This window comes from Mucilaginibacter myungsuensis, assembly GCF_015222005.1.
Taxonomy (GTDB): domain Bacteria; phylum Bacteroidota; class Bacteroidia; order Sphingobacteriales; family Sphingobacteriaceae; genus Mucilaginibacter; species Mucilaginibacter myungsuensis.
Genome location: NZ_JADFFL010000004.1, coordinates 315246 through 327475 on the forward strand (window position 1 = coordinate 315246; position 12230 = coordinate 327475).

Sequence of the window (12230 nt, forward strand, 5' to 3'; positions counted from 1 at the left end):
ACATGTTCGACATTAATAAAATATTACGTCCTAATATAAAAAACCTTACCCCTTACTCTTCCGCTCGGGACGAGTTTAAGGGAGAGGCAAGTGTGTACCTGGATGCTAACGAGAATGCTTACGGTTCTCCGCTGGATAAGGATTATAACCGTTATCCTGATCCAATGCAGTATCAGGTTAAAAAGCGCCTGAGTGAGATAAAGGGTGTGCCTCCGCGCAATATTTTTGTGGGCAATGGCAGCGACGAGGCTATCGATATCCTCTATCGTGCGTTCTGTAACCCAGGTGTGGACAATGTGATCATCGTTCCGCCTACGTATGGCATGTACGAGGTGTCGGCCAACATAAATGATGTTGAATTGCGCCGCGTGCCACTTACCGAGGATTACCAACTGGACGTTGACGCCATTGCGGAGCGTATCGATAAGAATACTAAACTGATCTGGGTCTGTTCGCCTAATAACCCTACGGGTAACTCGATCAACCGCGCTGATGTGGAGACCTTGCTGGCCAACTTTAGCGGATTGGTGGTGGTTGACGAGGCTTATATCAACTTTAGTCGCCAAAAAACTTTTATACAGGAACTGACCGAGTACGCTAATCTGGTAGTGCTGCAAACCTTATCTAAAGCCTGGGGATTGGCAGCTTTGCGTGTAGGCATGGCCTTCGCGAGTGAGGAGATCATTGAAGTGATGAACAAGGTGAAGCCACCTTACAACGTGAACGAGGCATCGCAGCAACTGGCGCTGGAAGCTTTGGCCAACGTAGACAAGGTGAACGGTTGGATAAAGGAAACGTTAAGCGAACGTGATAAAATGGTGTTAGGCATTAAAGATCTGGACTTTGTGCTGGATATCTACCCGTCCGACGCTAACTTTATCCTCGTAAAAACTACCGATGCCAATGGCATTTACAATTACCTGGTTCAGCATGGCATCATCGTCCGCAACCGTACCAAGGTTGAGCTTTGCGAGGGTTCGATACGTATCACCATTGGCACGCCTGAGGAAAATGTTAAATTGATAGAGACTTTACACAGCTATAAAGGGTAATGATCATTCATCTACAAACGAGAACAGCAGCAGAATACGGAGGAGGCTTAAGAGGCTGTCTTAGTAATTTCTATTTGCTGATCCAAAGTGAACTTAACAAAGCTGGCTTTAATTCTTCGTTTGATACGATGTATCTGTTTTTATCCTATCCACCGATGTACATATCTCCCGGTGTTGTATCGATGAAGGCCGACAATGATAAGTTTCATGAGACACTTCCGTCATCGCGGCTTGATCGTCGCTACAAGCAGATCGAGGTAATTTTAAAGGCTCCTGAATTTTCAGAAAATGAACAAAAAGCAGATCAAGCCAAATACGAACATCAGTTCGATATCGACGACAGATATAAAGACCTTTCCCAAGTTGATCTGGCAAAGACTGTCATCGACAAATATTTAGAAGCGGGAGCGCTCATTACGTCGAAGCTTAAAGCCGAAGATCAATTTGATCTGGAAACATACAATAGAACGCTTTTAGCAATTAGGGAAAAAATCGATGAAGGATTTCTAAAAGAGACAACCGATAGATTAGCTGCTGAAGTTAAAAAAGAGGCGATCGATAAAGCCATCGCGTTAAGAAAAGAAAGACAGCATTCTAATAAAATAAAAGATAAGGTAATAAGGGACTTTAGGGTCTATCTACGAGGTGTAGAACAAAAAAGACTTTATCCGTACGACTATCAATACTGTGAGATATTTTTAAACTTACTGAGAAAGCATAACGTCAAATTCCCAGTCTATCATCACATATACATCGGTGTAGCTGGATCTATAGATGAGTGCCTTGAACATTTTAAGACCTATGACCATTGGCAACAATACGGTCTTTCAGTGATAGACTACTCTAACTATCAAAGCGAAACCGAAAAAGGAAAAGAGAAGATCGTGTTCGATGTGATCGTTGAAGGTTTGAGAGACCTCGCTGCAATAGATCATCTCGATAAAGAAGCTATCGAGAAGGTAATAGATGAGATAAAGATCAAGGGGCTCGATACTGAATTAGTACTTTCAATAATCGAAAGCAAAACTCACAAACTTACCATCACTTATTTTTCCAGAGATATGGAAGAAAAATGTCCGGTGTATTTTAATTTATTGGAAAAGGCAACGGGTAAATTAAAACGGAAAGAGATAGGCCGGGTAAACAATGATCAACTGTATTTTTGGCTGCAAAAAGTCACATTAACTAAAACGCATATCAAGGTTAAGTCAGGTAATTCCATTGCTGCTGATGTATCTTTAAAAGACCTGCCTCGCAACATGGAGTTCGACATAAAAGAATTTATAAATGAATAAACTAAAACGCGTGCTGTTCATCGACCGGGATGGCACCCTGATCACCGAACCTGCCGATGAGCAGATCGATTCTTTTGCCAAACTGGAGTTTTATCCAAAAGCGCTGCAGTACTTACCTAAGATAGCTGCAGAATTGGATTTTGAACTGGTAATGGTGACCAATCAGGATGGTTTGGGTACAGATAAATATCCGGAGGATACCTTTTTCCCGGTGCAGAATTTTGTGTTGAAGACCTTTGAGAACGAGGGTGTAAAGTTCAGTAAAGTGGTTGTAGACCGCACTTGGCCTGCCGACAATGCCCCTACCCGCAAACCGGGGACGGCGTTACTGACCGAATACTTCGATACCGAGAAATACGATTTGAAGAACTCTTTCACCATTGGTGACCGTAAGAACGACGTTTTATTGGGTCGTAACCTGGGCACTAAAGCCATTTGGTTGAATAACAACAGTAATTTAGGTGGTCACGAATTTGCTGATGCTGCTGACTTTGCGACCGAACTGAAAGATACAATCGCCCTGCAAACTACCGACTGGAAGGACATTTACGAGTTCTTGAAAGTAGGTGAGCGTACGGCATCACATCGTCGCGCTACTAAGGAGACCGATATAGATATCAAGATCAACCTGGATGGTAAAGGTGACGCGAAGATCAGCACAGGTCTGCATTTTTTTGACCACATGTTGGATCAGATCGCACGTCATGGCAGCATCGACCTGGATATCACCGCTAAAGGCGACCTGCATATAGACGAGCATCACACCATCGAAGATACCGGCATTGCCCTTGGCGAAATATTCGCAACCACCCTTGGCGACAAGCGCGGCATAGAGCGTTACGGTTTTTGCTTGCCGATGGACGATTGCCTGGCACAGGTAGCAATCGACTTCGGTGGCCGTAACTGGATAGTTTGGGACGCCGAATTTAAACGCGAAAAAGTGGGCGAAATGCCTACTGAGATGTTCTACCATTTCTTTAAGTCGTTCAGTGATGCCGCCAAATGCAACCTGAACATTAAAGCCGAAGGACAGAACGAACATCATAAAATAGAAGCTATCTTTAAGGCCTTTGCCAAAGCCATTAAAATGGCGGTAAGACGCGACGTGAACAATATGGTTTTACCGAGCACGAAGGGACTGTTATAGAAGAGAGTCAAGAATATAGAGTCAAGATTCAAGACAGAAGTTAAAAGAAGATTCAAGAATCAAGAGCCAAGAATCAAGACAGAAGTTAAAAGAAGATTCAAGAATATAGAGTCAAGATTCAAGACAGGAAATTTGGCTTGACCTGAGTACTTAAATAATACAACCAAAGCGAAAAAGAATCTTGCATCTTGATTCTTGACTCTTGGTTCTAATTAAAAAAATGATAGGTATAGTTCAATACGGAGCAGGTAATATTTTCTCGCTCACATCGGCTTTAGACCGGTTGGGGATAGGTTATGGCATGATCAGCAAGCCCGAGGACTTTGAGCTTTACGATCGGTATATCATACCGGGCGTAGGCCATGCTGGCGCGGCGATGGATAAACTGGAAAGTACCGGGCTGGTGCCTTATATCCGTGAATTGAAGAAACCTACTTTGGGTATTTGTGTGGGCATGCAATTACAGACAGCATATTCCGAAGAGGGCGACGCAGACTTGTTAGATATCATCCCTGTTAAGACCTTGAAGTTTGCCGATAGTCCTGATCATAAAGTGCCGCATACGGGTTGGAACCGTGTCTACGCCGAAAAGGAGAGCCCTTTATTTAAGGATATACCCAATGGGGCGCACTTTTACTACGTACATTCGTACTATATCGAATATAATAACGCTTATACTTTAGCCTCGACAGATCATAGCCTTAAATTTTCGGCATCGATCTGGCGGGATAATTTTTATGGCGTTCAATTTCACCCCGAGAAGTCGGGCATTTACGGGGAGACCCTTTTAAAGAATTTTTCACAGATCTGATAAAATCATGTACATTATACCTGCTATCGACATTTTAGACAAGAAAGTTGTCCGCCTGAGAGAAGGTGATTATCAGCAAGTGACCAATTACGATGTCTCGCTGGAAGAGATGATCGAGAAGTACAAAAGCAACGGTACCAACTTCATCCACATCATTGATCTTAACGGAGCCAAAGGCGACTTTAGCAATCAGGAGTACCTGTTCGGCGTGATCCGTAAAACAGATATGAAAGTACAGTATGGTGGCGGCATCCGCAGTATCGAAAAAGTGAAAGAGCTTTTAGATGCCGGCATTCACAGGGTGATCGTTGGCACGCAAGCGATAAGCAATCCGTCTTTTCTGCCTGATTTGAGCAAAGCGTTCTCGCACACCGAGGGTTATGCCGACCGCATTGTGGTCGCTATTGATGTATTAGATGAAGTGATCAAATACTCCGGCTGGATGGAAAGTTCACCCATTAAACTAATGGATTACGTAGATAAGTGCCTGTCATTAGGTTTTTACCGTTTCCTATGTACCGACATCAATAAAGACGGCAAGTTAGGCGGCACAGGTATCGATCTGTACACCAAACTACTGGATCACTCACCGTTCATCAAACTGATTGCTTCGGGCGGTGTATCGTCCATTCAGGATATCGAAGAGGTGAGCAAGATCAAGGTCGAGTCGGTTGTGGTAGGCAAAGCGATATATGAGGGCCGCATCTCTGTTGAAGAAGTGCAAGACTGGAATTTGCAGGCCCTGGCCTCGATGTAAAAAACGCCGAAGGCGCAATACACCCCCATTGTCATTGCGAGGTACGAAGCAACCGCAAATAAGCAGAGCCGCTCTGTAAAGTCCGCGATTGCTTCGTTCCTCGCAATGACAAATTGAGAATAGATATTAAAGAATGTTAGCAAAAAGAATTGTCCCCTGCCTCGACGTTAAAGACGGGCGCACTGTAAAAGGTGTCAACTTTGTTGACCTGCGCGACGCCGGCGACCCCGTAGAACTGGCCTGGAATTATTCGCAACAAGGCGCGGATGAGTTGGTGTTCCTGGACATCACCGCCACGCACGAGCGCCGTAAGACCACCCTGGAAATGGTGAAAGCCGTTGCAAGGCAGATCAATATCCCGTTCACTATTGGTGGCGGTATCAGCGAGATTGCCGACGCTGAGGCTTTGCTAAATGCGGGTGCCGATAAGGTATCCATTAACTCGGCCGCGGTGCGTAACCCGGCACTGATCGATCAGCTGGCAAAGGCCTTTGGGGTGCAATTTGTAGTTTTGGCCGTTGATACTCGCTTTGATGGGGTTAACAATATCGTTCACTTAAATGGTGGGCGTATCGCCACTGAGAAACAAACCTTGGATTGGATCCTTGAAGCAGAGCAGCGCGGCGCGGGCGAGATCCTACTAACATCGATGGATCATGACGGTACTAAAGCAGGTTTCGATAATAACTTACTTAAGATAGTTAACGAAGCTGTACATATACCTGTGATCGCCTCTGGTGGTGCAGGATCAGTAGCGCATTTTGTGGATGTTTTTGAACAGACCAATGTAGATGCTGCTTTGGCTGCATCGGTGTTTCATTACGGCGAGATATTGATACCCGATCTGAAACAGGCGTTGGCGGATAAGGGTGTGGCGATAAGGTTATAGAATTATACTTATAAATAAACATTTTGTCATTGCGAGGAACGAAGCAATCGCGGACTTTACAGAGCGGCTCCGCGTATTCGCGATTGCTTCGTTCCTCGCAATGACAAGTGGAGCAGACTTACGAAGTTTTAAAAACCTCGTAAGTCTTTAATCACAATACGATGCAAATAGACTTCGACAAAACCGGTGGACTTGTCCCCGTTGTGATACAGGACGAACATACTTTAGAAGTATTGATGGTGGGTTATATGAACCAGGAAGCCTGGGACAAAACACAGGCCGAAAAGGTGGTGACCTTTTTCTCGCGCAGCAAGAACCGCCTTTGGACCAAGGGCGAGACCAGCAATAATTTTTTGCACGTAAAGGAAACCTTTATCGATTGTGATAACGATACGATCCTGATCAAGGTAAAAGCCGACGGCCCGACTTGTCATACAGGCTCACGCAGTTGCTTTAATACGGAGTATGATCAGAATTTCATTTTTCAATTGGAGCAGATCATTGCCGATAGATATGAGAACCCGGTAGAAGGTTCATACGTGAACAAGCTACGCGCCAAGGGCCTTAACAAGATCGCCCAAAAAGTAGGCGAAGAAGGTGTAGAGACCGTAATAGCCGCCTTAGCAGAAACCGAGACCGACCTGATCAACGAGGCATCAGATCTGGTGTTCCACTTGTTGGTATTGTTAAGGGAGAAGAATTTAGATCTGGCAACGATAGCTAAGAATTTAGAATCGAGACATAAGTAAAAAGTCTTAAGTCCTGAGTCTTAAGTCATTTTTGATGTGAGACTTTAGACTTAAGACTTATGGCTTTAGACTTACAAAATGAACGCAACCCTCATCACCGAACTTCCCGGCCACAGTAACCCCATCTACTCGGTAGAACTATCGCAGAAGCCGGGCATCCTGTTTACCGGCGGCAATGATAAAGGCCTGGTAGAGTGGAGCCTAAAGGACAATGCTTTTATCAAAGTGATGTTCCCGGTGCCTACGTCTATCTATGCTATCCATTGCCCGGTGGGCTATCCGCTGATGTTCGCGGGATTGCGGAGTGGTCAGGTATTAGTGTTCGACTTTATTCAGCAAAAGGTTATCAAAGGGATTAACCATCATTTAAAGCCGGTGTTCGACATCAAGTCGGTAGCGAGCAAGAAAGAATTGCTGGTAGCTTCAGAGGATGGCACCGTGACCGTTTGGCATTTGGATACACTGGAGTTATTGCATACGGTTAAAGTATCGCATGATACCATCCGTAGTATCGCCATATCGCCTGATGAGAAACAGGTGGCTTTTGGTTGTAGAGATAATTCGGTAGCAGTTTATAGCTTAGAGGATTACTCGTTGATGTCTACTCTGAAAGACCACACCATGGCGGTCTTCTCAACTGCTTACACCCCTGATGGCAAATACATTTTATCCGGATCACGAGACGCGCAGCTAAAAGTTTGGGACGCGCTGAGCTACGAACTGGTGCAGAATATCCCTGCGCATTTATTCGCCATTAATCATATCGCCTGCCACCCTACCCTGCCGCTCGTCGCTACGGCAAGTATGGATAAAAGTATCAAGATATGGGATGCAGGTAGCTTTAAACTGATTAAGAATATCAGCCGCGAAAAAGGCCTGCCCGGGCACGTGCTATCTGTAAATAAGCTGGCTTGGGATGGTGACCATCTTATAAGTGCGGGAGACGATAAGATGGTGAAGATCTGGAGAATGAACGGGATCTGACCGATACCGTGATACCGTTATAAAAATAATAACCCTTGTACATCGTAAAGATATTTACGACCTTTAATTACCCCTATTTCAACTTTCTTTTAAGTTAATTAAAATAACCAATAATTTTTACAAAACCTTGCCGTTATTGTTATCTAATTAAAATTCAAGACTGTTGAGAAAGATCGCCCCCGCCCTCTTACTGTGCATTTTTGCGTTCGGTGCAAAAGCACAAGTTACCGACACCCCTAAGGTAAACATCATTGACACCATCAAAAAAGATCTATTGACCGCGCCGGATACGGTGCCGCATTTGCGTAGCAAGCTCTTGTCGCTGGTGCCCCCTACCTTGTTGATCGGGTATGGTGTAACTTCGTTCTACGTGAAACCTATACGAAATATTGATTTTTGGGTACGCGACCAAGCGGATGATTATCAGATAGTACCTAACAGCCGTTTCGAAAATATTGTTCAATATGCGCCTTTGGCCTTTACTTACGGCTTAAATTTGGCAGGTGTACGTGGTAAGCACACCTTTGTGGATCGTACGTTGGTGTTGGCCATGGCAATGGGGCTGAATAAAGTAGCAACATCAATTACCAAACAAGGCACTAACAGGATGCGCCCCAACGGAACAGATGATTTTTCCTTCCCGTCCGGGCATACCAGTAAGGCCTTTGTAGCTGCCGAATTTATGGCGCAGGAAATGGGCGATGTATCACCATGGTACACCGTATTAGGTTACAGTTGCGCCACTTTTACTGCCATGAGCCGTGTCTCACATAAAGACCATTGGTTCAGCGACGTCATTGCCGGTGCCGGGGTTGGTATCCTTTCTACTAAAGGCGCTTATTTGATCTATCCTTACTTACGTAAGTTGGTGGTCCCGAAAAAGGAGTATAAAGAGCGCCGTGAAGAAAAGAAATTCTACCCGCCCGATATTCCTAAGAAGCAACGCAAAAGTGCTACGTTCTTACCAACTTATGGTAACGGGACTGTGGGGTTCGCCTTTGTAGCGGAGTTGTAGATAAAACTTATCTTAACCTTAAATTTTCAGATCACGCAACATTCAAGGTGAGTTATCAATCCGAAACAAAGAAGTCTTAAGCCGAAGGCACACCTCCTAACTTAAGACTTCCGACTCAAGACTTTCGACTCGAAAAAACTATTTCCCGACCGACAGGTTCACTACTACCGGATAGTGATCTGACGGTACACGGCCACCGAACGAGTGGGTTAGGATACCGTAACGGTTCACTTTAAATTGTTTGCTCACAAAAATGTGATCTATACGGGCATCGCCTTTGGCGCCCTCTACCTTAAAGCTGTTGAAGGTTGGGCTGTTGGCCAGTTTTACAGGTGATAGTACAAAGCAGTCTTTTAACAGCCCCGAATCGTTAACTACGGCATAGCTTTCGTTATGCTGATCGATGTTGAAGTCACCCGTCAGGATGGTCGGGATGGTGCCTACCATCTCTTTGATCTTTGACACGACCAGTTTAGAACTTTCCCGGCGGGCCTCGATGCCTACGTGATCCATATGCAGGTTAAAAAAGTTGAAGGTGAAGCCTGTCTTTTTATCTTTTAGTTGCGCCCAGGTGCAAATGCGGGGCAGCTGAGCATCCCAGCCTTTGTTGGGGTGTTCGGTATCCGTTCCCGACATCCAGAAGGTGCCACTCTTTACAACTGTATATTTATCCGACTGATAAAAGATGGCCGAATATTCGCCTTTGGTCTTGCCGTCATCGCGGCCAATACCTATCCACTTGTAGCCCGGCAGGCTATCGGTCAGGTTAAGTAATTGGTGGTGCAGTACTTCTTGTGTACCGAATACATCCAGGTCATTAAAGCGGATAAGTTGGGCAATAACAGGGTAACGCGAACCCCAGCCGTTACCGGCGGTCGAGTCGCCTTTGTTGGCGTAGCGGAGGTTGTAAGTAGCCACATTCATGTTCTGCTGGGCAAAGATCTGCGTGCTTGCCAGCAAAAGGATCGCAAGTAAAAGTTTTTTCATTTTGATTTTATTGGTTTGATGTATTTGCGGCCAAGATCTGGTTTTTGTGTTAGCTGAATGCGGACAAATTGTATCCGGATCGTTAACCTTTAGGTTATTTCTTCTCAGCCGGTTTTGCCAGCATCAGTTCTTTGATCATTTTAACAGGCGCGCTGCCATAACTCAAAAATTTCTCGTTAAAGTCCTTGATGCGGTATTTGTCGACCATTTGTTTTTTGTACAGTTCGCGCAGGGCGGCTATCTCGTTGTAGCCGCTAAAGTAGCTGGTAAGTTGTACGCTGCTCACCTGCACGCGGTGCCACTTGCCTTCGGCTTCGGTCTTTTGTTGGAAGGCCTCGTATGTCAGCAATTTAATGGCCGCATCCTGCTGCATATTTTGCGTGTGGACGGCGTAATCCAGGATGGTATTTGCGACAGTGCGTAAATGCCATTTATACCACATCAGTAACATCTCCGGTTCTTTATTGCCAAAGCCGGCTTCCATCATCATTTCCTCGCTGAAAACGGCCCAACCTTCTATCATAGCACCGTTTCGTAAAACTGATTTGATCAGGCTTGGTGTTTTATTAGCGTAAACCAATTGGGTATAATGGCCTGGGATAGCCTCGTGCAGGCAAAGTATCTGGATGGTATAGTCGTTATACTCGCGCAGGTAACTCTCAGCCTTTTCAGCCGACCAGCCCGACAGGCTGCCTACGTTGTAATAGGTATTCCCGTTCTTATCATACGGCCCCGGCGAACTGATAGACGCGCCGGCAACACCCGCCATATAAGCAGGCTCTTTACGTACTACCAAAGGTTTGCTTGGGTCAAGCGTTAACAGGTCTTTAGATCTTACAAAGCTCTCTAACGGTTTTATCTGCCGCTCTATCTCGGCTTGGAAGTTGTCAGCCTTAACGTGTTTGGATGACAGGGTATCGATCACCCTGGCGATCATCTCTAAAGAATCCTTAGGCATCGCGGCATTGTCAAAATACTTAGGCCAAAGTTCGCGACTGGTTTTAGCCATGCGGGCGTGCAGCCATTTTTTACGTTCCACGGCGGCGTTGTATAATTGCTGCGCATTCCCGGCAGACTGTATCTGGTATTTAAATTTACCCTCGTAAAGGTCGCGCCCGATGCGGAAACTACGGGGCTTGTCCACCTTCATATTCTTCAGGAAGGTTGCAAAATCTTTAGTGGCGTTGGCGGCGATCTGAGCACGGTCCAGCATTTGTTTTTGCTCGGCAGCCGGTATGCCCGACTTTTTCAGCGAGTCGCCAAAATCTTTAGAGAACACGGTCGAGCCACCATTCAGGCGCTCAATCGCCATTTCCCGCAATTCAGGCACGGGGTTTTTTATCTGTTTTTGAGCCTCTTTATAATAGTTGGGCAGGTCCTCCATTTTTTGGTAGAAACTGCGCAGTCGTTTAGGCAGCGGGGCGTAACGCTCGTTCAGGATATGGGCGAACACACCGATCTTGTTGTAAACGCTCGGATCCCATTCGTAGGCTTTCTCTTGCTGTAACGACCACTGCATACCATCCAAATGGGTCTGTATCATTTGGTAATCTATCCGGTAAGCGTCTGATAACGTGGACGGATTGAACTTAGCCAGCGAATCCATCTGCACTTTAGTGAAGGTGATCAATGCCGAACGGTTCGATGAGTTGGGCATTAGCAGCAAGCTATCGTATTTGTGGTAGCCGGCCATAGTAGCGGCGTCGGGTTCCAGTTTCCACTTGGCTTCCAGGAAGTTATTTTCGTAACGGGCAAAGGCATCATTGTCCTTTGGCGAATTATCGGTCATGGCGCCATCCTTTTTACAGGAGTACACCAGCAACACTAAAAAGAATAAGGGTAGCGCTTTTTTGATCACCGGGTTAATATTTAGCGAGATAAAACTAAGGCTTTTGCCACAAAAACCAACCATGTTAACATTAAGTTGTTACGGTTTGTATGGATACGCAAAACATACTGATAGCCGAATTAGAGAAACTGCTACGCGGTGGCAGTGCACACGCCGGCCTTGACGACGCCCTTGCCGGACTGAAACCCGAGCATCGCGGCAAAAAGATAGACAACCTGCCCTACACCATTTGGCAACTGGTAGAGCACATCCGCATTGCCCAATGGGATATGCTGGAGTTTAGTAAAGATGGAGCGCACAAGTCGCCAAAATGGCCCGATGAATATTGGGTAAAGGAACTTGCCCCGACCAATGATGCCGCCTGGGATGACAGCATCAAGCAGATCAACAAGGACATGGAAGAATTCATCGGGTTGCTAAAGTTGGCAGATATTTACGCCCGGATACCACATGGTGATGGCCAAAATATTTTAAGGGAGGCTTTGCAGATAGCCGATCATTGCGGGTATCATGTGGCGGAGATCATTGTGATACGGAGGTTGTTGGGGGATTGGAGAAGTTAAATTAAGAATTTATCCAATCCCTCCTCGGGGAGGGGTGCGAATGTTCGTGCTGAAATGGCAGGGAGGGGTTAGCCGATATGCATAAAGAATAACCCCTCCCTGCTACCGCTCAGATCAGCCCGCCCCTCCCCA

General features: G+C 45.7%; 12 protein-coding genes. 10 read left to right on the forward strand and 2 right to left on the reverse strand.

The window, feature by feature from the left end:
* Positions 1 to 2 precede the first annotated feature (2 nt).
* The 9 genes from hisC to IRJ16_RS12670 all read left to right on the forward strand — a co-directional run bounded on the left by hisC (position 3) and on the right by IRJ16_RS12670 (position 8699).
* A complete protein-coding gene (gene hisC / locus IRJ16_RS12630; RefSeq protein WP_194111954.1) occupies positions 3 to 1052 on the forward strand; it encodes a histidinol-phosphate transaminase in 1050 nt (349 codons plus the stop codon).
* Entirely contained in the window at positions 1052 to 2347 is a 1296-nt protein-coding gene (locus IRJ16_RS12635; protein ID WP_194111956.1) for a hypothetical protein, read from the forward strand. Before hisC ends, IRJ16_RS12635 begins: the two co-directional genes overlap by 1 nt.
* On the forward strand, positions 2340 to 3494 hold the full coding sequence (gene hisB, locus IRJ16_RS12640; RefSeq protein WP_194111957.1) for a bifunctional histidinol-phosphatase/imidazoleglycerol-phosphate dehydratase HisB: 1155 nt from the start codon (positions 2340 to 2342) through the stop codon (positions 3492 to 3494). Before IRJ16_RS12635 ends, hisB begins: the two co-directional genes overlap by 8 nt.
* A 220-nt stretch (positions 3495 to 3714) precedes the next feature.
* Entirely contained in the window at positions 3715 to 4305 is a 591-nt protein-coding gene (gene hisH / locus IRJ16_RS12645; RefSeq protein WP_194111958.1) for an imidazole glycerol phosphate synthase subunit HisH, read from the forward strand.
* A 7-nt stretch (positions 4306 to 4312) separates the two neighbouring features.
* Positions 4313 to 5062: a 1-(5-phosphoribosyl)-5-[(5-phosphoribosylamino)methylideneamino]imidazole-4-carboxamide isomerase gene (locus IRJ16_RS12650; RefSeq protein WP_194111960.1), complete on the forward strand. Its 750-nt coding sequence runs from the start codon at positions 4313 to 4315 to the stop codon at positions 5060 to 5062.
* A 133-nt stretch (positions 5063 to 5195) separates the two neighbouring features.
* Positions 5196 to 5951, forward strand: a complete 756-nt coding sequence (gene hisF, locus IRJ16_RS12655) for an imidazole glycerol phosphate synthase subunit HisF (RefSeq protein WP_194111962.1) — start codon at positions 5196 to 5198, stop codon at positions 5949 to 5951.
* Between the two features lie 161 nt (positions 5952 to 6112).
* On the forward strand, positions 6113 to 6700 hold the full coding sequence (gene hisIE / locus IRJ16_RS12660; RefSeq protein ID WP_194111963.1) for a bifunctional phosphoribosyl-AMP cyclohydrolase/phosphoribosyl-ATP diphosphatase HisIE: 588 nt from the start codon (positions 6113 to 6115) through the stop codon (positions 6698 to 6700).
* A 78-nt stretch (positions 6701 to 6778) separates the two neighbouring features.
* Positions 6779 to 7684 carry a WD40 repeat domain-containing protein gene (locus tag IRJ16_RS12665; protein ID WP_194111964.1) on the forward strand — a complete coding sequence of 302 codons (906 nt, stop codon included), beginning with the start codon at positions 6779 to 6781 and terminating at the stop codon, positions 7682 to 7684.
* 163 nt (positions 7685 to 7847) lie between these two features.
* On the forward strand, positions 7848 to 8699 hold the full coding sequence (locus IRJ16_RS12670; protein ID WP_194111965.1) for a phosphatase PAP2 family protein: 852 nt from the start codon (positions 7848 to 7850) through the stop codon (positions 8697 to 8699).
* Between the two features lie 138 nt (positions 8700 to 8837).
* Here IRJ16_RS12670 and IRJ16_RS12675 read toward each other — a convergent pair whose 3' ends face one another.
* Positions 8838 to 9686 carry an endonuclease/exonuclease/phosphatase family protein gene (locus IRJ16_RS12675; RefSeq protein WP_194111966.1) on the reverse strand — a complete coding sequence of 283 codons (849 nt, stop codon included), beginning with the start codon at positions 9684 to 9686 and terminating at the stop codon, positions 8838 to 8840.
* 94 nt (positions 9687 to 9780) lie between these two features.
* Entirely contained in the window at positions 9781 to 11598 is a 1818-nt protein-coding gene (locus IRJ16_RS12680; protein ID WP_194111967.1) for a DUF885 domain-containing protein, read from the reverse strand.
* A 26-nt stretch (positions 11599 to 11624) separates the two neighbouring features.
* Here IRJ16_RS12680 and IRJ16_RS12685 point away from each other — a divergent pair, with 26 nt between their 5' ends.
* Positions 11625 to 12098 (forward strand): DinB family protein, encoded by a 474-nt coding sequence (locus IRJ16_RS12685; RefSeq protein WP_194111968.1) that lies wholly within the window; start codon positions 11625 to 11627, stop codon positions 12096 to 12098.
* Positions 12099 to 12230 lie beyond the last annotated feature (132 nt).